Below are 19,403 nucleotides of genomic sequence, written 5' to 3'. Positions count from 1 at the left end.
TCGGGGCCGCTGGGCGGCCCCGATGACAATCAAGCCAACGCGTCGATCAACGCCTGGTTCATTTCCGGTGTTCCGATGGTGATGCGCAGGAACTGGGCAATGCGCTGCTGTTTGAAGTGGCGCACGATCACCCCCTGTTCACGCAGGCGCGCAGCCAACTGCGCCGCATCCTGCTGCGGATGACGGGCGAAGATGAAGTTGGCAGCCGACGGCAGCACCTCGAAGCCCTTGGCGGTCAGCTGCTCGACGAGCACCTCGCGACTCTCGATCACCTGGCGGCAAGTCGATTCGAAATAGGCCTGGTCTTCGAAGGCCGCAGCGGCGCCAACGATCGCCATGCGGTCCAGCGGGTAGGAGTTGAAGCTGTTCTTGATCCGCTCCAGCGCCTCGATCAGGTCTGGGTGGCCGACCGCCAGGCCAACGCGCAAACCGGCCAGCGAGCGCGATTTCGACAGGGTCTGGGTAACCAGCAGGTTGTCGTAGCGCCCTACCAGGCTGATGGCCGTCTCGCCGCCAAAGTCGATGTAGGCTTCGTCCACCACCACCACCGAGTCACGGTTGGCCTGCAGCATCTGCTCGATCGCCTGCAGCGGCAACAGGCAACCGGTCGGCGCGTTGGGGTTGGGGAAGATGATGCCGGCGTTGGGCTTGCTGTAGTCCTGCACACGGATCTGGAACTGCTCGTCCAGCGGCACCTGTTCGAACGGGATGCTGTACAGGCCGCAGTACACCGGGTAGAAGCTGTAGCTGACGTCCGGGAACAGCAGCGGCCCGCCGTGCTGGAACAGGCCGTGGAAGATGTGCGCCAGCACCTCGTCCGAACCGTTGCCGACGAAAACCTGTGCGGGCGTTACATCGTAATACTCGGCCACTGCCTGCTTGAGCCGGTCGCTGTTCGGGTCCGGGTACAGGCGCAGGTTGTCGTTGAGTTCGGCACGCATGGCTTCCAGCGCCTTGGGCGACGGGCCATAGGGGTTCTCGTTGGTGTTCAGCTTGACCAGCCGGGCCAGCTTGGGCTGCTCGCCCGGCACGTAAGGCACCAGGTCCTTGACGAAGGGGCTCCAGAATCGACTCATGCTCAGTTCCCCTTGTCTTGGGTCAGGATACGGTATTCGGCGCTACGGGCGTGGGCGGTCAGCGATTCGCCGCGGGCCAGTACCGAAGCGGTGTGACCCAGCTCGGATGCGCCCTGCTCGGAGCAGAAGATGATCGACGAACGCTTCTGGAAGTCGTAAACACCCAGCGGCGACGAGAAACGCGCAGTGCCGGACGTCGGCAGCACGTGGTTGGGGCCGGCGCAGTAGTCGCCCAGCGCTTCGCTGGTGTGGCGGCCCATGAAGATCGCGCCGGCATGGCGGATCTGCGGCAGCCAGGCCTGCGGGTCGGCAACCGAAAGCTCCAGGTGCTCGGGGGCGATACGGTTCGCCACCTCGATGGCCTGCTGCATGTCGCGTACCTGAATCAGCGCACCCCGGCCGTTGATGGATTTCTCGATGATCTCGGCGCGCTCCATGGTCGGCAGCAACTTGTCGATGCTGGCGGCAACGCGGTCGAGGAATGCCGCATCAGGGCTGACCAGAATGGCCTGGGCATCTTCATCGTGCTCGGCCTGGGAGAACAGGTCCATGGCGATCCAGTCCGGGTCGGTCTGGCCGTCGCACACCACGAGGATTTCCGAAGGGCCGGCGATCATGTCGATACCGACCTGGCCGAACACATGGCGCTTGGCGGTGGCCACGTAGATGTTGCCCGGGCCGACGATCTTGTCCACCTGCGGTACGCTTTCGGTGCCGTAGGCCAGCGCCGCCACTGCCTGGGCACCACCGACGGTGAACACGCGGTCGACACCGGCGATGCAGGCCGCGGCCAGCACCAGCTCGTTGATCTCGCCACGCGGGGTCGGCACCACCATCACCACTTCGGTGACGCCAGCGACCTTGGCTGGAATGGCGTTCATCAGCACCGAAGACGGGTACGACGCCTTGCCGCCCGGCACGTACAGGCCGGCACGGTCCAACGGGGTGACTTTCTGGCCCAGCACGGTGCCGTCGGCCTCGGTGTACTGCCAGGAATCCTGCTTCTGCCGCTCGTGGTACATACGCACACGGTCAGCAGCCTTCTCCAGCGCTTCACGCTGGGTTGGCGTGATACGAGTCAGGGCCAGTTCCAGGCGCTCGCGACCCAGGATCAGGTCGTCGATGGATTTCGCATCGACACCATCGAAACGCTGGGTGAACTCCACCAGCGCCGCATCGCCACGCTCGCGCACGGCCTTGATGATGTCGAGCACGCGCTGGTTGACCGCGTCATCGGACACACTTTCCCAGCTCAGCAGATGATCCAGATGTCGGGCGAAATCCGGATCAGCAGCGTTGAGACGGGCAATTGCAGTGGACACGGTCATGGCGAGGGCCTCGATTATTAGCGAATGCTCAGGCGCCCTAAGCTACCAGTCCATCCGCGCGGGCACCCGAGAAAAATGGCTATGACGCGGATAGACGGGCGCGACAGCGAAGGTCGCGCACAGAAGTCAACCGCGGTGTCGCGATTCGACCGCTTTGCGCAGGGTATCGATCAGGCTCTGGATGCGGGCGTGCTGCATCTTCATGGAGGCCTTGTTGACCACCAGGCGCGAACTGATCGTGGCGATCATCTCCTGGGGCTCCAGGCCGTTGGCGCGCAGGGTGTTGCCGGTGTCGACCACGTCGATGATCTTGTCGGCGAGGTTGATCAGCGGTGCCAGTTCCATCGAGCCGTAGAGCTTGATGATGTCGACCTGGCGGCCCTGCTCGGCATAGTAACGCTTGGCTACGTTGACGAACTTGGTGGCCACGCGCAGGCGGCCCTTGGGCTCCGGTGCACCGACCACGCCAGCGGTCATCAGTTTGCAGCGGGCGATCTGCAGGTCCAGCGGCTCGTACAAGCCCTGGCCGCCGTACTCCATCAGCACGTCCTTGCCCGCCACGCCGAGGTCGGCGGCGCCATGCTCGACATAGGTCGGCACATCGGTGGCGCGCACGATCAGCAGGCGCACGTCTTCCTGCGTGGTGGGGATGATCAGCTTGCGGCTCTTGTCCGGATTCTCGGTCGGCACGATACCGGCCTCGGCCAGCAACGGCAGGGTATCGTCGAGGATGCGGCCTTTGGAAAGCGCGATGGTCAACATTGGAACGTCGGTCCTTAAGCGGCTACTGCCAGCCGGGCCTGGGCCCGGCCGCATTCAATTCGTGTGTGGGAGCGGGCTTGCCCCGCGAACACCGGCAAAACCGGTGCCATACGCAGCGGTGGATGCTTCGCGGGGCAAGCCCGCTCCGAACACCCTGCTCCCAGGCAGATGACTAGCCCGGTACGCGACGGATCTTCGCGCCCAGCATCTGCAGTTTTTCTTCGATGCACTCGTAGCCACGGTCGATGTGGTAGATGCGATCGATGAGGGTATCGCCTTCGGCGACCAGCGCCGACAGCACCAGGCTGGCGGAAGCACGCAGGTCGGTGGCCATCACCGGAGCGCCCTTGAGCGTCGGTACGCCAGTAACGATGGCGGTGTTGCCCTCGACCTGGATCTGAGCGCCCATGCGGTGCATTTCGTACACGTGCATGAAACGGTTCTCGAAGATCGTCTCGATGACCGCACCGGTGCCTTCGGCAATGGCGTTGAGCGAGATGAACTGCGCCTGCATGTCGGTCGGGAACGCCGGATACGGAGCGGTACGCAGGTTGACGGCTTTCGGCCGCTTGCCATGCATGTCCAGCTCGATCCAGTCTTCACCGGTGGTGATGTCGGCACCCGCTTCCTTGAGCTTCTCCAGCACCGCTTCGAGGATGGTCGGATCAGTATCCTTGACCTTGACGCGACCACCGGTCACGGCAGCGGCAACCAGGTAGGTACCGGTCTCGATACGGTCAGGCATGACGCGGTAGTTGGCCGAGTCCAGGCGCTCGACGCCATCGATGGTGATGGTGTCGGTGCCAGCGCCCTGAACCTTGCCGCCCATGGCGTTGATGAAGTTGGCCAGGTCGACCACTTCCGGCTCCCGCGCGGCGTTTTGCAGGACGCTGCGGCCCTTGGCCAGGGCAGCGGCCATCATGATGTTCTCGGTACCGGTCACGCTGACGGTATCGAAGAAGAAGTGCGCGCCACGCAGGCCGCCTTCAGGCGCCTCGGCCTTGATATAGCCGCCTTCCACTTCGATCTTCGCACCCATGGCCTCAAGGCCTCGGATGTGCAGGTCGACTGGACGCGAACCGATGGCGCAGCCACCCGGCAGGGCAACTTCGGCCTTGCCGAAGCGCGCGACCATGGGGCCAAGCACCAGGATCGAGGCGCGCATGGTCTTGACCAGCTCGTAAGGCGCGACCAGGGTCTTGATGGTGCGCGGATCGATCTCCACTGCCAGCTTTTCGTCGATCACAGGCTCGATGCCCATGCGCCCGAACAGCTCGATCATGGTGGTGATGTCATGCAGGTGTGGCAGGTTGCCCACGGTGACCGGGCCATCGGCCAGCAGGGTCGCCGCCAGAATCGGCAGGGCCGCGTTCTTCGCGCCCGAAATGCGGATCTCGCCATCGAGGCGAGCACCGCCAGTAATAATCAGTTTGTCCATTGGAGTCTCGCCGCCAAGTTGGCTCAGGTGCGCTCAGCCCAGGCTGCGCTGCTGAAAAATTTCATGGTTACCGCATGGATGCTGCCATTGGCGATCCAGGGATTCAGGTGAGCATAGATTGCCTGCTGGCGCTTGACCGGGCTCAGGCCAGCCAATTCGTCGCTGATCACGTTCAACTGGAAGTTGCAGCCTTCGCCTTCAACTTCGACCCGGGATCCCGGCAATTTCTCTTCAAGGAAGCTCTTAACTTCTACGGCCTGCATGCTCAACCTCAATCGGCGCCCGATGCGCACGGGTCGGCCATCATACAAAAAAGCCCCTCGCCTGCGAAGCCCACTGAGTGAGCGCGCTGACCGAGGGGCCCTCCATCAGTGACGAGCCATCAGCTCGCCAGTACTTCGTCGAGGTCATAGACCTCGGCAATTTCCCGCATGTCTTCCGGCATGCCGCGTACTTCGCACGTCTTGCCAGCGGCCTGGGCGTCACGCATGAACGCCAGCAGCAACGACAGGCCGACGCTGGACGACTTCTCGACCGACGAACAGTCAAGCACCAGCTGCGTCTCGCGGGCGGCGGCGATCAGCGCCTTGCCCTGCTTGCGCAAGGCCGGGCCGCTGCGGTAGTCCAGCACGCCGGCCAGGCGCAGCACGCCCGGCTCAACCATGCTCACGCCGGCCTCGCTCATTTCACTTCCTTGTCAGGAGAGGTTTCGGCGGCTTGCTTAGCCTTGGCCACTTCGCCGGCCCAGCCGTCGATGGTCTTGTCCAGGTTGTTGCCGTTGCGCTGCATGGCGTCGGCGAATTGGTCACGGAACAGCTTGCCGACGTTGATACCGTTGACGATGACGTTACGGACCTTCCACTCGCCGCCAAGGTTCTCGAGCGTGTATTGCACCGGGTACACGGCACCGTTGTTGCCGGTGACCTTCATGCCGACGCTGGCACGCTTGCCGTCATCAGCCTTGGCCGGATCGACGACGATGCCCTGGTTGTTGTACTCGAGCAGGGCGTTGCCATAGAACTGCATCAGGCTGCGCTTGAAGTTTTCCTGGAAGCGCTGCATCTGCGCGGGAGTGGCGTTGCGCGAATACTTGACGGTCATGATGCTCTTGGAGATGCCATCGGCATCGACCACCGGGCCCAGGATGCGATTGAGCGCATCGTAGAACGCCTGCGGGTTGCTCTTGTACTGCTCCTTGTTGGCCTTGAGATCGCCCAGCAGTTCATTGGTGGTGCTCTGCACCACCTCATGGGGCGTTTGCGCTGCCAGTGTCAGCAGAGGGAAAGCTGCCAGCAGGACCAGCAAGCCACGTCGCAAGATCGAAATCATGGAAACTCCTTAATTAGCCGGTTGCGCTTCTTTCGGTTCCTTGCCAACGGAGTTGAGCAGGAACTTGCCAATCAGATCTTCCAGCACCAGGGCCGACTGGGTGTCATGGATGGTTGCACCTTCCTTGAGCACTTCTTCTTCGCCGCCGACGCTGATGCCGATGTATTTCTCGCCAAGCAAACCGGCGGTCAGGATCGAGGCAGTGGAGTCGGTCGGCAGGTTGTCGACCGTTTTGTCCAGCTGCAGCGTCACCCGACCGGTGTAGGAATCACGGTCCAGATCGATGGCGGTGACCTTGCCGATTGTCACGCCGGCCATGGTCACTTTAGCTCTGACCGTCAAACCGGCGATATTGTCGAAGTACGCATAAACTTTATAGGTATCGCTGCTCGGGCTGGCCGACAGCCCGCTGACACGCAGGGCCAGCAGCAGCAACGCCAGGATCCCGGCCAGCAGGAACAGGCCGACACCGATTTCCAGGGTGCGGTTTTGCATCAGAAATCTCCAAACATCAAGGCGGTCAGAATAAAGTCCAGACCCAGTACTGCCAATGAGGCATAGACCACGGTCTTGGTGGTGGCACGGCTGATCCCTTCTGAGGTGGGCTCACAATCGTACCCCTGGAATACGGCGATCCAGGTCGTGACGAAGGCGAACACCAGGCTCTTGGCCAGCCCGTTGAGCACGTCGTCGGTAAAGGAAACACTGTTCTGCATGTTGGCCCAGAACGAGCCTTCGTAGACGCCCAGCCAGTCCACCGCGACCCACGAACCACCCCAGATGCCAACCACGCTGAAGATCAGGGCCAGCAACGGCAAGGAAATGAAGCCGGCCCACAAGCGCGGTGCGACGATGTACTTGAGCGGGTCGACGCCGATCATCTCAAGGCTCGACAGCTGCTCGGTGGACTTCATGTTGCCGATCTCGGCCGTCAGTGCCGAACCTGCCCGCCCGGCGAACAGCAGCGCGGTGACCACTGGCCCCAGTTCGCGCAGCAGGGTCAGGGCGACCATCTGCCCGACCGCCTGCTCGGAACCGTACTTGGTGAGGATACTGTAGCCCTGCAGGGCCAGCACCATACCAATGAACACACCGGACACGACCACAATCGCCAGCGACAGCACGCCCACCGAGTACAACTGCTTGGTCAGCAGCTGGAAACCGCCGCCGATGCCGCCACGGCCGACCAGCGCATGGAACAGGAACAGGCAAGAGCGCCCGAGCACCGCCAGCACGTCGATAGCCGAGCGGCCCAGCAGGCGAATTCGTTCCAGTAAGGATTTTCTACGCATCAACGCGCCCCCAGCAGATCGGCGCGGTAGTCAGGCGCAGGAAAATGGAACGGCACCGGGCCATCCGGGTCGCCTTTCATGAACTGGCGAATGCGCGGATTGTCCGAGCCCATCAGCTCATCGGGGGTACCTTGGCCCAGCACCTGCCCATCACCGACCACGTAGATGTAGTCGGCGATGCTGGCGGTTTCGGCCAGGTCATGGGACACCACGATGCTGGTGATGCCCAGCGCATCGTTGAGCAGGCGGATCAGGCGCACCAGCACGCCCATCGCGATCGGATCCTGACCGACGAACGGTTCGTCGTACATGAGGATCTGTGGATCGAGCGCAATTGCCCTGGCCAGTGCCACCCGGCGCTTCATCCCACCGGACAACTCGTCGGGCATCAGGTCGATGGCACCGCGCAGGCCCACGGCCTGCAGCTTCATCAGGACGATGTCACGGATCATCTCGTCCGACAGCTGCGTATGCACACGCAACGGGAAGGCGACGTTCTCGAACACATCGAGGTCAGTGAACAGCGCGCCGCTCTGGAACAGCACACCCATCTGCTTGCGCGCGTCGAACAGGTCGCTGCGTGACAGGCTCGGCAGGTTCTGCCCAGCCACCCACACTTCGCCGCTTGCCGGGCGCAGTTGCGCGCCCATCAGGCGCAGCAGCGTAGTCTTGCCGCAACCCGACGGCCCCATGATGCCGGTGACCTTGCCACGCGGGATGCGTATGTCGACATTGCTGAAAATGCTGCGCGAACCGCGCTTGAAGGTGACACCCTTCAACTCGACCGCGTAGGCGCTATCCACACTCATCTAGACTCCTTGCTAGTGCAGCCTCGTCCTAATGGACGCCGGCCCCCATCAGGAAGGCACACGCGCCCCTGGCAGGCCGAATAGCGGCGAACTATAGCACCGGTAACAGGGCGGCCCCAAGGCCATGGAACGAGTCGTTCAGGCCAATGACAGACTTTGCCGACATTTCCGATGGCAATCGAAAGGATGAGGCTTTCTTCCATTGCGGCTATAATCGCCGCCTTTTCATCAGGCATCGTTTTTCAACATGAGCCAATCCAGCGAGTTGATCCAATCCGCACAGCGAACACTGCGCCTTGAACTCGAGGCCGTAGAAGGCCTGATGGCCCGTATCGACGCCAACTTCGTCAAGGCTTGCGAACTGATCCTGGCGAGCAAGGGCCGCGTCGTGGTGGTCGGCATGGGCAAGTCTGGGCATATCGGCAACAAGATCGCCGCGACCTTGGCCAGCACCGGCACACCGGCATTCTTCGTGCACCCGGCCGAAGCCAGCCATGGCGACATGGGCATGATCACTCGCGACGATGTCATTCTCGCCCTTTCCAACTCGGGCAGTACTGCCGAGATCGTCACCCTGTTGCCGTTGATCAAGCGCCTGGGCATCCAGCTGATCAGCCTGACCGGCAATCCGGATTCGCCTCTGGCCCAGGCCGCCGAGGTCAACCTCGACGCCCGTGTCGCCCAGGAGGCCTGCCCGCTGAACCTGGCGCCCACCTCGTCCACCACCGCAGCACTGGTGCTGGGCGACGCCCTGGCCATCGCGCTGCTCGAAGCCCGTGGCTTCACCGCCGAGGACTTCGCCTTCTCGCACCCAGGCGGAGCCTTGGGCCGACGCCTGTTGCTCAAGGTCGAGAACGTCATGCACGCGGGCGACGAGCTGCCACAGGTGCAACGCGGCACGCTGCTCAAGGACGCGCTCCTGGAAATGTCCCGCAAGGGCCTGGGCATGACCGTGGTCCTGGAACCGGATGGCAAGCTGGCGGGGATCTTCACCGACGGCGACTTGCGCCGCAGCCTGGATCGCAGCATCGACGTTCACACCACCTTGATCGACCAGGTGATGACCGTGCACGGCAAGACCGCACGCGCCGAAATGCTCGCGGCCGAGGCGCTCAAGATCATGGAAGACCACAAGATCAACGCCCTGGTGGTGGTCGACAAGGACGACCGTCCTACCGGCGCCCTGAACATGCACGACCTGCTGCGCGCAGGCGTGATGTAAAGGAGAACCCGTAATGACCCAAGATCTGCTGCAACGCGGCAAAGCCATCAAGCTCGCCGTATTCGATGTCGACGGCGTGCTCACCGACGGACGGCTGTACTTTCTCGAGGACGGCAGCGAGTTCAAGACCTTCAATACCCTCGATGGCCACGGCATCAAGATGCTCATGGCCGCAGGCGTAACCACGGCCATCATCAGCGGACGCAAGACCCCGGTCGTCGAGCGTCGAGCGAAAAACCTCGGCATCCCGCACCTGTTCCAGGGCCGCGAGGACAAATTGGTAGTGCTCGACGGCCTGCTCGCCGAACTGGGCCTAAGCTATGAACAGGTTGCCTATCTGGGCGATGACCTGCCGGACCTGCCGGTGATTCGCCGGGTGGGCCTGGGCATGGCGGTCGCCAATGCCGCGCCATTCGTTCGCCAGCACGCCCACGGCGTGACCCAGGCGCGCGGCGGCGAAGGCGCCGCCCGCGAGTTCTGCGAACTGATCATGCAGGCCCAGGGCACCCTGGACGCTGCCAATGCCAATTACCTTTAAGGCCGAACATGTTCAGCAAGAAAGCCCGCAATATTGTGCTGCTCACGCTGATCGCTGCCCTGCTGGTGGCGATCGGGTACTGGAATGTCAGCCCTGAAAGCTTCCTCGACCAGCCCGTGGCGCAAGTTGATGAAAGCGCCATCGACTATTACGCGATCAACGCCCACAGCCTGCAGTTTCTTCCCGATGGCAAGCTGCAGTACGAAATGACCGCCGACAAAGTCGAACACCTCAAGGCCAGCGAAGTCACACTGGTGACCACGCCCGACCTGCACATGTACCGCGGTACCGAGTACCCGTGGCATGTGCAGAGCGTACGCGCCGAGGTCAACCCCGACGGCAGCGAAGTCGAACTGATCGACAAGGTGCGTGTCGCACGCACTGACGAAAAACAGCGCGAAACCATCATTACCAGCTCGCGCATGACCGTATTCCCACAGAAGCAATATGCGCAGACCGAGCAAGCCGTTAGAATCGACGGCGCCGGTGGTACGACCACGGGCAAGGGTATGAAAGCGTATTTGAAAGAAGGCAGGATGGACCTGCTCTCTAACGTAAGAGGACAGTATGAGGCTCGTTAAAACCCTCCCCCTTTTGCTCAGCCTGAGCGCAGCACTGGGAAGCGCGAGCGCCTTCGCCCTGCCGACCGACCGTGACCAGCCTATCCGCATCCAGGCCGACAACGCGCACCTGGACGACAAGCAAGGCGTGGCCACCTACACCGGTGACGTGATCATCACCCAAGGCTCGATGATGATCAAAGGCAACACCGTGACCATGACCCGCGCCGCCAACGGCGACATCGACGTGGTGACCTCGGTGGGCAACCTGGCCTACTTCGAGCAACAGCAGAGCGCCGCCAAGCCTGACAAGATGAAGGGCTGGGCCGTGACCATCCAGTACCAGGCACAGAAAGACACGGTGATCCTCACCGACCGTGCCAAGGTCGAGAACGAAGGCAACACCACCGAAGGCGAGAAGATCGTCTACAACACCAAGTCCCAGGTTGCGACCGCCGGTCGCGGTGGCAACGTGACTCAACCACGTCAGCGCATCGACATGGTGATCCAGCCGAAGAAGAAGGCCGAGTAAATGGCAACCCTCAAAGCCCAGCACCTGGCCAAGAGCTACAAAAGCCGGCAAGTCGTGCGCGACGTCAGCCTGTCGATCGACAGCGGCCAGATCGTCGGCCTGCTCGGCCCCAACGGCGCCGGCAAGACCACCTGCTTCTACATGATCGTCGGCCTGGTCCAGGCCGATCAGGGCCGGGTTCTGATCGACAACCTCGATGTCAGCCACCAGCCGATGCACGGCCGTGCCCGCGCCGGTATCGGCTATCTGCCGCAGGAAGCTTCGATCTTCCGCAAACTGTCGGTGGCCGACAACATCATGGCGATCCTCGAAACGCGCAAGGACATCGACCGTGACGGCCGGCGCAAGGAGCTGGAAAGCTTGCTGCAGGAGTTCCATATCAGCCATATCCGCGACAACCTCGGCATGAGCCTGTCCGGTGGCGAACGCCGCCGCGTCGAGATTGCCCGCGCACTGGCGACCGCACCGAAGTTCATCCTGCTGGACGAACCCTTTGCCGGCGTCGACCCGATTTCCGTTGGCGACATCAAGCAGATCATCTACCACCTCAAGGCCAAGGGCATCGGTGTGCTGATCACCGACCACAACGTTCGCGAGACCCTGGACATCTGTGAAACCGCCTACATCGTCAACGATGGCCAACTGATCGCCGAGGGCGATGCCGAGACCATCCTGGCCAACGACCTGGTCAAGGAAGTTTACCTGGGTCACGAGTTCCGACTCTGAGCCCAGATGTGCCTGGAGCACTGGCAAACCGCTCCTGACGGGGCTTAAGTTGTTACAGTGCTCTAGGCAAACGCTACAATTTAAGGCATAAAACTTGCTTGAATTAGGCGCTCCGGCGCCCTCATGTAGTGGATGGCGCATGCGCGCCGGCGAACAAGGTATTTAGCCCCAGCCATGAAACCATCGCTCGTCCTAAAAATGGGCCAGCAACTGACGATGACTCCTCAGTTGCAACAGGCCATCCGCCTACTCCAGCTTTCCACCCTGGACCTGCAGCAGGAAATCCAGGAAGCGCTGGAGTCCAATCCGATGCTCGAACGCCAGGAAGACGGCGAAGACTTCGACAACAGCGACCCGATGGCGGACAACGCCGAAAACAAGCCGGTTACCGAAGTCCAGGACAACAGCTTCCAGGAAAGCTCCAGCAGTGCCGAAAACCTGGAGGACGGTGAGTGGAACGAGCGAATCCCCAACGAGCTTCCGGTCGATACCGCCTGGGAAGACATCTACCAGACCAGCGCCAGCAGCCTGCCGAGCAACGATGACGACGAGTGGGACTTCACCACCCGCACATCGGCCGGCGAGAGCCTGCAGAGCCACCTGCTGTGGCAACTGAACCTGGCACCGATGTCCGATACCGATCGCCTGATCGCCGTCACCCTGATCGACAGCATCAACGGCCAGGGCTACCTGGAAGACACGCTCGAAGAGATTTGCGCAGGCTTCGACCCGGAACTGGATATCGAACTCGACGAGATCGAAGCTGTGCTGCACCGCATCCAGCAGTTCGAACCTGCCGGCGTCGGCGCCCGCTGCCTCGGCGAATGCCTGCTGCTGCAACTGCGCCAACTGCCCTCCAGCACACCCTGGATGAGCGAAGCCCAGCGCCTGGTCAGCGATTTCATCGACCTGCTCGGCAGCCGCGACTACAGCCAGCTGATGCGCCGCATGAAGCTCAAGGAAGACGAGCTGCGTCAGGTGATCGAGCTGGTGCAGAGCCTCAACCCGCGCCCGGGTTCGCAGATCGAGTCCAGCGAACCTGAATACGTGGTGCCCGATGTGATCGTGCGCAAGGACAGCGAGCGCTGGCTGGTCGAACTGAACCAGGAAGCGATCCCGCGCCTGCGGGTCAACCCGCAGTATGCCGGCTTCGTCCGCCGCGCCGACACCAGCGCCGACAACACCTTCATGCGCAACCAGCTTCAGGAGGCACGCTGGTTCATCAAGAGCCTGCAGAGCCGCAATGAAACCCTGATGAAGGTGGCCACCCAGATCGTCGAGCACCAGCGTGGTTTCCTCGACCACGGTGACGAAGCGATGAAGCCGCTGGTACTGCACGATATCGCCGAAGCGGTAGGCATGCACGAGTCGACCATTTCGCGGGTCACCACGCAGAAATACATGCACACACCTCGCGGCATCTACGAGCTGAAATACTTTTTCTCGAGCCACGTCAGCACCGCCGAGGGCGGAGAATGCTCGTCCACGGCGATCCGCGCGATCATCAAGAAACTGGTTGCGGCGGAAAATCAGAAAAAGCCATTGAGTGACAGCAAGATCGCTGGTTTACTGGAGGCACAAGGCATCCAGGTAGCCCGTCGCACCGTCGCCAAGTACCGCGAGTCCCTCGGCATCGCACCGTCGAGCGAGCGCAAGCGACTGATGTAGCCCCTGGGTGTGCCACAGCGTTTGTGGGGCAGGTGCAATACCTGCCTCTTTATGCACGGGCAACAAAGGAGAAGCTGTATGCAAGTCAATATCAGTGGACAGCATGTAGAAGTCACCCAGCCGCTACGCGATTACGTGCTGGAAAAGCTCGCCAGGGTGGAGAGTCACTTCGACAAGATCACCAACGTGCAGGTCATCATGAAAGTCGAGAAGCTGCAGCAGAAGGTCGAAGCGACCCTGCAGATTCCCGGCGGCGAAGTGGTTGCCAACGCAGAACACGAAGACATGTATGCAGCGATCGACGCCTTGGCCGACAAGCTCGACCGCCAACTGAAAAAACACAAGGAAAAACAGCAAAGCTTGCTGCAAGGTGCAGCCGCCCGCTGATCCCCCTCATCCATGATCCGACTTGAAACTATCCTGACCCCCGGCCGTTCCCTGGTGAACGTGCCGGGCGGCAGTAAGAAGCGCGCCCTTGAAAAGGTCGCCAACCTGATTGCCGAACAAGTACCCGAGCTGGAGATGCAAGACGTCTTCGAAAAGCTGATCGCGCGGGAAAAGCTTGGCTCCACTGGCTTCGGCAATGGCATCGCCATTCCCCACTGCCGGCTTGAAGGGTGTTCTTCACCCGTCAGCGCCCTGCTGCACCTGGATGCTCCGATCGACTATGACGCCATCGATGGCGCGCCGGTCGATCTGTTGTTCGTCCTGCTGGTGCCGGAGGCTGCTACTGATGCCCATCTGGAACTGCTGCGCCAGATCGCCAGCATGCTCGACCGCAAGGAAGTTCGCGAGCGCCTGCGTGCCGCCCACAGCAGCGAGGCCCTGTTCCAGGTTGTCCTGGACGCACAGAACGAGCACTGAACATGCGCCTGATCATCGTCAGCGGCCGGTCCGGCTCCGGCAAGAGTACCGCCCTCGATGTGCTGGAAGACAACGGCTTTTACGTCATCGACAACCTGCCGGCCGGCTTGCTGCCGCAACTGGCGGAGAATGCGTTGATCAACACCGAGCTGCTGCAACCGAAAGTGGCCGTCTCGATCGATGCGCGCAACCTGCCCAGCCATCTGTCACGCTTCCCCGAGCTGCTTTCCGAAGCCCGCGGCCGCCATATCCAGTGTGATGTGCTGTTTCTCGATGCCGACGAAGAAACGCTGCTCAAGCGCTTCTCCGAAACCCGCCGTCGCCATCCGCTGACCAACGCCGACCGCTCGCTGGCCGAAGCGATCCGCGTGGAAAGCGAGCTGCTGGGGCCGATCTCCGATCTCGCCGACCTGAAAATCGATACCACCAGCCTCAACCTCTATCAACTGCGCGACACGATCAAGCTGCGCCTGCTCAATCAACCCGAGCCAGGCACCGCTTTCCTGGTCGAGTCGTTCGGTTTCAAGCGCGGTATGCCGGTCGATGCCGACCTGGTGTTCGATGTACGCTGCCTGCCCAACCCGTACTGGAAGCCCGAGCTACGCGAGCACTCCGGCCTCGAACAGCCGGTCATCGACTACCTCGCCGCTCAGCCGGACGTCGAGGAAATGTTCACCGACATTTCCAGCTATCTGCTCAAATGGCTGCCACGCTTCGCTGCCAGCAACCGCGCTTATGTCACCATCGCCATTGGCTGCACTGGCGGTCACCACCGTTCGGTCTATATCACCGAACGCCTTGGGAAGTTGCTGCAGCAGTCTCTGAAAAACGTCCAGGTCCGCCACCGCGACCTCTAGCCCACAGGATCCGCCCCACGATGCCCGCCCGCGAAATCACCATCATCAACAAGCTGGGGCTGCATGCCCGGGCGGCAGCCAAGTTCGTTGGCGTGGCCGGGCGCTTCCCTTGCCAGGTGCGGGTGGGGCGTGCGCCAGACAAGCTGGTGGACGGCAAGAGCATCATGGCCGTGATGATGCTGGCGGCGGGCAAAGGCACCCAGGTGCACCTGCATACCGAGGGGGAGCAGGACAACGAAGCGCTGGAAGCGCTGGTGGCGTTGATCAACAACTATTTCGACGAAGGCGAGTAACTCGCTCGCATCCTGGCTGACTGCACTGGCTCTATCGCCGGCAAGCCGGCTCCCACAGGAATCGCAGGCGCTGCCTGACCCTGTGGGAGCCGGCTTGCCGGCGATAAGGCCAGTAAAGCCAACTCAAGACATCGCCGTATCCATCACCATCATCAGGCAAAAGCCGATGCACAGCCCCAGGCTGGCCAACCGGTGATGCCCATTGCTACGTGACTCGGGGATGATCTCCTGTGTCACCACCAACAGCATCGCCCCCGCTGCACAAGCCAGGCCCAACGGCAGCAGCATCTCGGCAAAATTCACCAGCCAGGCACACAGCACCGCCGCCAACGGCTCCACCAGGCCAGACGCGGCCCCGATCAGAAACGCCTTGAACCGCGGCATGCCCGCCCCCGCCAGCACCAGCGCAATCACCAGTCCCTCGGGTACATCCTGCAAGGCAATGCCCATCGCCAGACTGTCGGCATCGGCCATGCCACCACCGGCCGATACGCCGATGGCCATGCCTTCGGGAATGTTGTGGGCAATGATGGCGATCACGAACAGCCAGATCCGCGCTGCAATCACGGGTTGCCGATCGTTACCCACCAGCGCCTCGGGCGATGCGCCCGACACCTTCAAATCAACGGCGAACAGGCACAACGCTCCGAACAGCAAGCCGAAGCTGATCAAGCCACCCGCGCCCCACGGGCTGAAACCGATTGACCGCGCAGCGTCGAGCCCCGGAATGATCAAGGAAAACGCGGTGGCCGCCAGCATCACGCCGGCACCGAAACCCAACAAGGTATCGGCCAGGGCCACCGGCATGTTGCGAATCACCAACACCGGTACCGCACCCAGCGCCGTACCCAGCGCACACAGTGCGCCACCCTCGAGGGCGCGCAGCATGCGCGGCTCCAGGTCCAGCCAGGCAATACCTCGCGCCACCAGCAGGGCCGTGCCGACCAATAGCAGCAGCGTGCCTATTGCCAACCGGAACAGGCGCACACTACTGACAGACATCACCTCCGAGCGCATACCGGATCGACTCACTTCAGGGCTTCGAGGTAACGACGTTCCACTTGCGCCCAGTCGATGACGTTGTAGAAGGCGCCGATGTATTCCGGGCGACGGTTCTGGTACTTCAGGTAGTAGGCATGCTCCCAGACATCAAGGCCAACAATCGGCGTATTACCGTGCATCAAGGGGCTGTCCTGGTTGCCGCTGCTTTCCACCACCAGCGACTTTTGCGGGGTGACGCTCAGCCAGGTCCAACCACTGCCGAACCGGGTCAGGGCGGCCTTGGTGAAGGCATCCTTGAACGCTTCAAAACCACCCAGCTCGGCCTCGATGGCCTTGGCCAGCTGCCCCTGCGGCTGACCGCCGCCCTGCGCTGACATGACGGTCCAGAACAGCGAATGGTTGGCATGGCCGCCACCATGATTGATCACCGCGCCTTGCAGCTTTTCCGGCAATTGCTTGACCGCACCGACCAGCTTCTCGACCGGCCACTCGGCCCATTCGGTCCCCTCGACGGCCGCGTTCAGGCCATTGACGTAGGTCTGGTGATGCTTGGTGTGGTGGATCTCCATGGTCTGGGTATCGATGTGCGGTTCCAGCGCGTTGTAGGCATAGGGCAACGCAGGCAAGGTATAGGGCATGTCAATGGATTCCGTAGACGGGGGTTCGGGGTGCCGCTTCACCCTGGGTGGCCAGTTCGCTGCCCCCCGGGGTTTGGCGGTTGAGCAAGCGCTCGGTACGCGGGTACTGGCCGTACTCGGCGATGAAACTGAGCAACTCGGTGTAGGTGCGCCCGCTGTGGCGCAGCGCTGCATCACGCAGTGCCTGCGACAGACGCGGCTCCTGGCTGGCCTGCAGCAAACGCTGGTGCGCAGCACATAGGTAGTCGGCGCTTTCATGCGGCTGGTTCAGGCGCAGGTGCAGGTCGGCCAGGTTGTGGTGGGCGATGACGAAGGCCGCCACCGCTTCGTCGACGTCATGCCAGCGCTCGAACAACACCTGAGCCAGGGCCAGGGCTTGCAGGTAATGTTCCCGGGCGTCCACCAGCTCGCCCTGTTCGAACAGGCGGTTGGCAGCTTGCGTGGTGCGTTTCCAGTGCTGCATGGCGTATCTCCTGAGCGCTGACGCGGGTCAGATGCCGCCAGCGGTGAGTTTTTCCGGGTTCAGCAGCGCTTCGAGCTGGTCACGCGACAGATCGGTGTGCTCCAGCGCCACGTCGATGATCGGCCGGCCCTGCTGGTAGGCGGTCTTGGCGATCTCGGCGGCCTTGAGGTAACCAATGATCGGGTTCAGCGCAGTGACCAGGATCGGGTTGCGCGCCAGGGCTTCCTTGAGCTTGCCCTCGTTGACCTTGAAGCTGGCGATGGCCTTGTCGGCCAGCAGTCGGCTGGCATTGGCCATCAGCTCGATGCTCTCCAGCAGGTTGCGGGCGATGACCGGCAGCATCACGTTGAGCTCGAAGTTGCCCGACTGGCCGGCAATCGCGATGGTCGCGTCGTTGCCGATCACCTGAGCGGCAACCATGGCAGTGGCCTCCGGGATCACCGGGTTGACCTTGCCCGGCATGATCGAAGAACCCGGCTGCAGGCCTTGCAGTTCGATTTCACCCAGGCCGGCCAGCGGGCCAGAGTTCATCCAGCGCAAGTCGTTGGCGATTTTCATCAGTGCCACGGCCGTGGTCTTGAGCTGGCCGGACAATGCCACGGCAGTGTCCTGGGAGCCGATGAGTGCGAACAGGTTCTGGCCGGGGGTGAACTCGATCTGGGTCAATGCGCTGAGCTGACGCGCGAAGCCGGCAGCGAATTGCGGATGGGCGTTGATACCGGTGCCTACGGCGGTGCCACCCTGGGCCAGGGCCTGCAGGCTCGGCAGCGTGGCTTCGAGGTGCGCCTTGGCGCCGTTGATCTGTGCTGCCCAGCCATCGAGCACCTGGCTCATGCGCACCGGCATTGCATCCATCAGGTGGGTGCGGCCGGTTTTCACGTACTGATGCACCTGCGCCGATTTGCTTTCAATCACCTGCACCAGGTGGCGCAGCGCCGGCAGCAATTGCTCATGCAGGGCCAGCGCGGCACTGACGTGAATGGTCGTGGGGATGATGTCGTTGCTGCTCTGGCCACAGTTGACATGGTCGTTGGCGTTTACCGGCTCGCCCAGTACACGACTGGCCAGCGTGGCAATCACCTCGTTGGCGTTCATGTTGGAGCTGGTGCCGGAGCCGGTCTGGAACACATCCACCGGAAAGTGCTGGATGAAGCCTTCCGCCAACAGCTGCTCGACTGCCTTGACGATAGCCTGGCCCTGCCCTGCCGAGATCTGCTCCAGTTCGATGTTTGCCTTGGCTGCCGCAGACTTGGCCAGCAGCAAGGCGCGAATGAACTGGGCCGGCATGCGCTGCCCGCTGATCGGGAAGTTGTCCACCGCGCGTTGGGTCTGGGCGCCGTACAGGGCCTGGGCCGGCACCTGCAGTTCGCCCATGCTGTCACGCTCGATACGGGTATCACTCATCATCAAATCCTTGCATCAGTTCATCGGGAGAAATCGACGGCAGCAACCGGCAATTGGCCAGTTGCAGTGCATAGGGCTGCCAGCGCTGGTTCTGTTCGCGGCGATCGAGATTGCGCAGGTCGAGCAATGGACGCCAGGCCTGGTCGAGGCACAAGCAGCGCCAATGCCACGGCAGCATGCGGTCGCTGGCGGTATCCAGGAGCAGGCGCAATGAGGTCAACGCCACCGTCCATGGCGAGGTTTCGGTGCAGCACACCAGATAGCGGCCTTCGGCCAGGTAGTGCTCGATCAGGCGTGGCTCGTCGGGTTCGAGCGCACAGCGGATGCGCCGGCTGAGCCAGCGCCAGTTTTCCAGGTAGGGCAGTTCGCGCAGGACGGGTTTCATGAACATCATCGCCAAGGGTTACTGGATAATGATATTCATTATTAAGTGATAAATAGAATCACTTCAAGTGAATGCGACGAAAGTAAAAAACCCGGCGCGGGGCCGGGTTCTGTAAATCAGGCTCGAATTTGCAGTGAATGTACCGGCCTCATCGCGGGCAAGCCCGCTCCTACAGATACGGTGGAGTATCTGTAGGAGCGGGCTTGCCCGCGATGAG

At 62.1% G+C, this 19,403-nt stretch carries 25 protein-coding genes; 10 read left to right on the top strand and 15 right to left on the bottom strand.

Annotated elements, in window-relative coordinates; genetic code table 11:
- Positions 1–29: 29 nt before the first annotated feature.
- The 10 genes from hisC to ACIPZB_RS04465 form a co-directional block, all read right to left on the bottom strand.
- Complete coding sequence (gene hisC / locus ACIPZB_RS04510) at positions 30–1,076, bottom strand: histidinol-phosphate transaminase (protein WP_400639142.1); 1,047 nt, start codon at positions 1,074–1,076, stop codon at positions 30–32.
- A gap of 2 nt (positions 1,077–1,078) precedes the next feature.
- Positions 1,079–2,404: a histidinol dehydrogenase gene (gene hisD / locus ACIPZB_RS04505; RefSeq protein ID WP_400639141.1), complete on the bottom strand. Its 1,326-nt coding sequence runs from the start codon at positions 2,402–2,404 to the stop codon at positions 1,079–1,081.
- A 126-nt stretch (positions 2,405–2,530) separates the two neighbouring features.
- Positions 2,531–3,166 carry an ATP phosphoribosyltransferase gene (gene hisG, locus ACIPZB_RS04500; RefSeq protein ID WP_400639140.1) on the bottom strand — a complete coding sequence of 212 codons (636 nt, stop codon included), beginning with the start codon at positions 3,164–3,166 and terminating at the stop codon, positions 2,531–2,533.
- Between the two features lie 172 nt (positions 3,167–3,338).
- Positions 3,339–4,604: a UDP-N-acetylglucosamine 1-carboxyvinyltransferase gene (gene murA / locus ACIPZB_RS04495; protein WP_008092432.1), complete on the bottom strand. Its 1,266-nt coding sequence runs from the start codon at positions 4,602–4,604 to the stop codon at positions 3,339–3,341.
- Positions 4,605–4,627: 23 nt separating this feature from the next.
- Positions 4,628–4,867 (bottom strand): BolA family protein, encoded by a 240-nt coding sequence (locus ACIPZB_RS04490; RefSeq protein WP_003255121.1) that lies wholly within the window; start codon positions 4,865–4,867, stop codon positions 4,628–4,630.
- 119 nt (positions 4,868–4,986) lie between these two features.
- Positions 4,987–5,289: a lipid asymmetry maintenance protein MlaB gene (locus ACIPZB_RS04485; RefSeq protein ID WP_400639139.1), complete on the bottom strand. Its 303-nt coding sequence runs from the start codon at positions 5,287–5,289 to the stop codon at positions 4,987–4,989.
- Positions 5,286–5,933 (bottom strand): phospholipid-binding protein MlaC, encoded by a 648-nt coding sequence (locus ACIPZB_RS04480; protein WP_400639138.1) that lies wholly within the window; start codon positions 5,931–5,933, stop codon positions 5,286–5,288. The genes ACIPZB_RS04485 and ACIPZB_RS04480 overlap by 4 nt, the downstream gene beginning before the upstream one ends.
- 9 nt (positions 5,934–5,942) lie before the next feature.
- A complete protein-coding gene (gene mlaD, locus ACIPZB_RS04475; RefSeq protein ID WP_008092458.1) occupies positions 5,943–6,428 on the bottom strand; it encodes an outer membrane lipid asymmetry maintenance protein MlaD in 486 nt (161 codons plus the stop codon).
- Positions 6,428–7,225, bottom strand: a complete 798-nt coding sequence (mlaE, locus tag ACIPZB_RS04470; RefSeq protein ID WP_008092460.1) for a lipid asymmetry maintenance ABC transporter permease subunit MlaE — start codon at positions 7,223–7,225, stop codon at positions 6,428–6,430. Before mlaE ends, mlaD begins: the two co-directional genes overlap by 1 nt.
- Positions 7,225–8,034 (bottom strand): ATP-binding cassette domain-containing protein, encoded by an 810-nt coding sequence (locus ACIPZB_RS04465; RefSeq protein ID WP_008092462.1) that lies wholly within the window; start codon positions 8,032–8,034, stop codon positions 7,225–7,227. The genes mlaE and ACIPZB_RS04465 overlap by 1 nt, the downstream gene beginning before the upstream one ends.
- Positions 8,035–8,281: 247 nt before the next feature.
- Here ACIPZB_RS04465 and ACIPZB_RS04460 point away from each other — a divergent pair, with 247 nt between their 5' ends.
- The 10 genes from ACIPZB_RS04460 to ACIPZB_RS04415 all read left to right on the top strand — a co-directional run bounded on the left by ACIPZB_RS04460 (position 8,282) and on the right by ACIPZB_RS04415 (position 15,294).
- Positions 8,282–9,256: a KpsF/GutQ family sugar-phosphate isomerase gene (locus tag ACIPZB_RS04460; RefSeq protein ID WP_400639137.1), complete on the top strand. Its 975-nt coding sequence runs from the start codon at positions 8,282–8,284 to the stop codon at positions 9,254–9,256.
- 13 nt (positions 9,257–9,269) lie between these two features.
- Positions 9,270–9,794 (top strand): HAD family hydrolase, encoded by a 525-nt coding sequence (locus tag ACIPZB_RS04455; RefSeq protein WP_008092466.1) that lies wholly within the window; start codon positions 9,270–9,272, stop codon positions 9,792–9,794.
- Positions 9,795–9,802: 8 nt separating this feature from the next.
- On the top strand, positions 9,803–10,375 hold the full coding sequence (gene lptC, locus ACIPZB_RS04450) for an LPS export ABC transporter periplasmic protein LptC (RefSeq protein ID WP_400639136.1): 573 nt from the start codon (positions 9,803–9,805) through the stop codon (positions 10,373–10,375).
- Positions 10,362–10,886 carry a lipopolysaccharide transport periplasmic protein LptA gene (gene lptA / locus ACIPZB_RS04445; protein ID WP_012316073.1) on the top strand — a complete coding sequence of 175 codons (525 nt, stop codon included), beginning with the start codon at positions 10,362–10,364 and terminating at the stop codon, positions 10,884–10,886. The genes lptC and lptA overlap by 14 nt, the downstream gene beginning before the upstream one ends.
- Complete coding sequence (gene lptB, locus ACIPZB_RS04440) at positions 10,887–11,612, top strand: LPS export ABC transporter ATP-binding protein (RefSeq protein ID WP_008092472.1); 726 nt, start codon at positions 10,887–10,889, stop codon at positions 11,610–11,612. It abuts the gene before it with no gap.
- A 174-nt stretch (positions 11,613–11,786) separates the two neighbouring features.
- Positions 11,787–13,280, top strand: coding sequence for an RNA polymerase factor sigma-54 (locus tag ACIPZB_RS04435; RefSeq protein WP_400639135.1), 1,494 nt, complete (start codon positions 11,787–11,789; stop codon positions 13,278–13,280).
- Positions 13,281–13,358: 78 nt separating this feature from the next.
- Positions 13,359–13,667, top strand: coding sequence for a ribosome hibernation-promoting factor, HPF/YfiA family (hpf, locus tag ACIPZB_RS04430; RefSeq protein ID WP_003255135.1), 309 nt, complete (start codon positions 13,359–13,361; stop codon positions 13,665–13,667).
- 12 nt (positions 13,668–13,679) lie between these two features.
- The gene (ptsN, locus tag ACIPZB_RS04425) at positions 13,680–14,144 is read left to right on the top strand and encodes a PTS IIA-like nitrogen regulatory protein PtsN (protein ID WP_008092481.1); all 465 of its coding nucleotides are present in this window, start codon (positions 13,680–13,682) and stop codon (positions 14,142–14,144) included.
- A 2-nt stretch (positions 14,145–14,146) separates the two neighbouring features.
- Positions 14,147–15,001: an RNase adapter RapZ gene (gene rapZ / locus ACIPZB_RS04420; protein ID WP_400639134.1), complete on the top strand. Its 855-nt coding sequence runs from the start codon at positions 14,147–14,149 to the stop codon at positions 14,999–15,001.
- A gap of 20 nt (positions 15,002–15,021) precedes the next feature.
- Positions 15,022–15,294 carry an HPr family phosphocarrier protein gene (locus ACIPZB_RS04415; protein WP_008092485.1) on the top strand — a complete coding sequence of 91 codons (273 nt, stop codon included), beginning with the start codon at positions 15,022–15,024 and terminating at the stop codon, positions 15,292–15,294.
- 123 nt (positions 15,295–15,417) lie between these two features.
- Here the strand turns inward: ACIPZB_RS04415 and ACIPZB_RS04410 are convergent, their stop codons facing one another.
- The 5 genes from ACIPZB_RS04410 to ACIPZB_RS04390 are packed head-to-tail and all read right to left on the bottom strand — an operon-like array spanning position 15,418 to position 19,195.
- Positions 15,418–16,311 (bottom strand): ZIP family metal transporter, encoded by an 894-nt coding sequence (locus tag ACIPZB_RS04410; protein WP_400639361.1) that lies wholly within the window; start codon positions 16,309–16,311, stop codon positions 15,418–15,420.
- An 11-nt stretch (positions 16,312–16,322) separates the two neighbouring features.
- Entirely contained in the window at positions 16,323–16,934 is a 612-nt protein-coding gene (locus tag ACIPZB_RS04405; protein ID WP_400639133.1) for a superoxide dismutase, read from the bottom strand.
- 1 nt (position 16,935) lies between these two features.
- Positions 16,936–17,397, bottom strand: coding sequence for a hypothetical protein (locus tag ACIPZB_RS04400; RefSeq protein ID WP_400639132.1), 462 nt, complete (start codon positions 17,395–17,397; stop codon positions 16,936–16,938).
- 27 nt (positions 17,398–17,424) lie between these two features.
- Complete coding sequence (locus tag ACIPZB_RS04395; RefSeq protein ID WP_400639131.1) at positions 17,425–18,801, bottom strand: class II fumarate hydratase; 1,377 nt, start codon at positions 18,799–18,801, stop codon at positions 17,425–17,427.
- On the bottom strand, positions 18,794–19,195 hold the full coding sequence (locus tag ACIPZB_RS04390) for a hypothetical protein (protein ID WP_008092496.1): 402 nt from the start codon (positions 19,193–19,195) through the stop codon (positions 18,794–18,796). Before ACIPZB_RS04390 ends, ACIPZB_RS04395 begins: the two co-directional genes overlap by 8 nt.
- Positions 19,196–19,403: the final 208 nt, after the last annotated feature.

The sequence above is a fragment of the Pseudomonas sp. NPDC089396 genome (assembly GCF_044749545.1).
In the GTDB taxonomy this organism is placed as follows: domain Bacteria; phylum Pseudomonadota; class Gammaproteobacteria; order Pseudomonadales; family Pseudomonadaceae; genus Aquipseudomonas.
This window is presented reverse-complemented; position numbering and strand designations above follow the sequence as displayed.

What these genes read in the sequence shown, in the direction of transcription:
- hisC (WP_400639142.1), bottom strand. Translation starts at nt 1,076, where the DNA reads ATGAGTCGATTCTGGAGCCCCTTCGTCAAGGACCTGGTGCCTTACGTG.
- hisD (WP_400639141.1), bottom strand. Translation starts at nt 2,404, where the DNA reads ATGACCGTGTCCACTGCAATTGCCCGTCTCAACGCTGCTGATCCGGAT.
- hisG (WP_400639140.1), bottom strand. Translation starts at nt 3,166, where the DNA reads ATGTTGACCATCGCGCTTTCCAAAGGCCGCATCCTCGACGATACCCTG.
- murA (WP_008092432.1), bottom strand. Translation starts at nt 4,604, where the DNA reads ATGGACAAACTGATTATTACTGGCGGTGCTCGCCTCGATGGCGAGATC.
- ACIPZB_RS04490 (WP_003255121.1), bottom strand. Translation starts at nt 4,867, where the DNA reads ATGCAGGCCGTAGAAGTTAAGAGCTTCCTTGAAGAGAAATTGCCGGGA.
- ACIPZB_RS04485 (WP_400639139.1), bottom strand. Translation starts at nt 5,289, where the DNA reads ATGAGCGAGGCCGGCGTGAGCATGGTTGAGCCGGGCGTGCTGCGCCTG.
- ACIPZB_RS04480 (WP_400639138.1), bottom strand. Translation starts at nt 5,933, where the DNA reads ATGATTTCGATCTTGCGACGTGGCTTGCTGGTCCTGCTGGCAGCTTTC.
- mlaD (WP_008092458.1), bottom strand. Translation starts at nt 6,428, where the DNA reads ATGCAAAACCGCACCCTGGAAATCGGTGTCGGCCTGTTCCTGCTGGCC.
- mlaE (WP_008092460.1), bottom strand. Translation starts at nt 7,225, where the DNA reads ATGCGTAGAAAATCCTTACTGGAACGAATTCGCCTGCTGGGCCGCTCG.
- ACIPZB_RS04465 (WP_008092462.1), bottom strand. Translation starts at nt 8,034, where the DNA reads ATGAGTGTGGATAGCGCCTACGCGGTCGAGTTGAAGGGTGTCACCTTC.
- ACIPZB_RS04460 (WP_400639137.1), top strand. Translation starts at nt 8,282, where the DNA reads ATGAGCCAATCCAGCGAGTTGATCCAATCCGCACAGCGAACACTGCGC.
- ACIPZB_RS04455 (WP_008092466.1), top strand. Translation starts at nt 9,270, where the DNA reads ATGACCCAAGATCTGCTGCAACGCGGCAAAGCCATCAAGCTCGCCGTA.
- lptC (WP_400639136.1), top strand. Translation starts at nt 9,803, where the DNA reads ATGTTCAGCAAGAAAGCCCGCAATATTGTGCTGCTCACGCTGATCGCT.
- lptA (WP_012316073.1), top strand. Translation starts at nt 10,362, where the DNA reads ATGAGGCTCGTTAAAACCCTCCCCCTTTTGCTCAGCCTGAGCGCAGCA.
- lptB (WP_008092472.1), top strand. Translation starts at nt 10,887, where the DNA reads ATGGCAACCCTCAAAGCCCAGCACCTGGCCAAGAGCTACAAAAGCCGG.
- ACIPZB_RS04435 (WP_400639135.1), top strand. Translation starts at nt 11,787, where the DNA reads ATGAAACCATCGCTCGTCCTAAAAATGGGCCAGCAACTGACGATGACT.
- hpf (WP_003255135.1), top strand. Translation starts at nt 13,359, where the DNA reads ATGCAAGTCAATATCAGTGGACAGCATGTAGAAGTCACCCAGCCGCTA.
- ptsN (WP_008092481.1), top strand. Translation starts at nt 13,680, where the DNA reads ATGATCCGACTTGAAACTATCCTGACCCCCGGCCGTTCCCTGGTGAAC.
- rapZ (WP_400639134.1), top strand. Translation starts at nt 14,147, where the DNA reads ATGCGCCTGATCATCGTCAGCGGCCGGTCCGGCTCCGGCAAGAGTACC.
- ACIPZB_RS04415 (WP_008092485.1), top strand. Translation starts at nt 15,022, where the DNA reads ATGCCCGCCCGCGAAATCACCATCATCAACAAGCTGGGGCTGCATGCC.
- ACIPZB_RS04410 (WP_400639361.1), bottom strand. Translation starts at nt 16,311, where the DNA reads ATGCGCTCGGAGGTGATGTCTGTCAGTAGTGTGCGCCTGTTCCGGTTG.
- ACIPZB_RS04405 (WP_400639133.1), bottom strand. Translation starts at nt 16,934, where the DNA reads ATGCCCTATACCTTGCCTGCGTTGCCCTATGCCTACAACGCGCTGGAA.
- ACIPZB_RS04400 (WP_400639132.1), bottom strand. Translation starts at nt 17,397, where the DNA reads ATGCAGCACTGGAAACGCACCACGCAAGCTGCCAACCGCCTGTTCGAA.
- ACIPZB_RS04395 (WP_400639131.1), bottom strand. Translation starts at nt 18,801, where the DNA reads ATGAGTGATACCCGTATCGAGCGTGACAGCATGGGCGAACTGCAGGTG.
- ACIPZB_RS04390 (WP_008092496.1), bottom strand. Translation starts at nt 19,195, where the DNA reads ATGATGTTCATGAAACCCGTCCTGCGCGAACTGCCCTACCTGGAAAAC.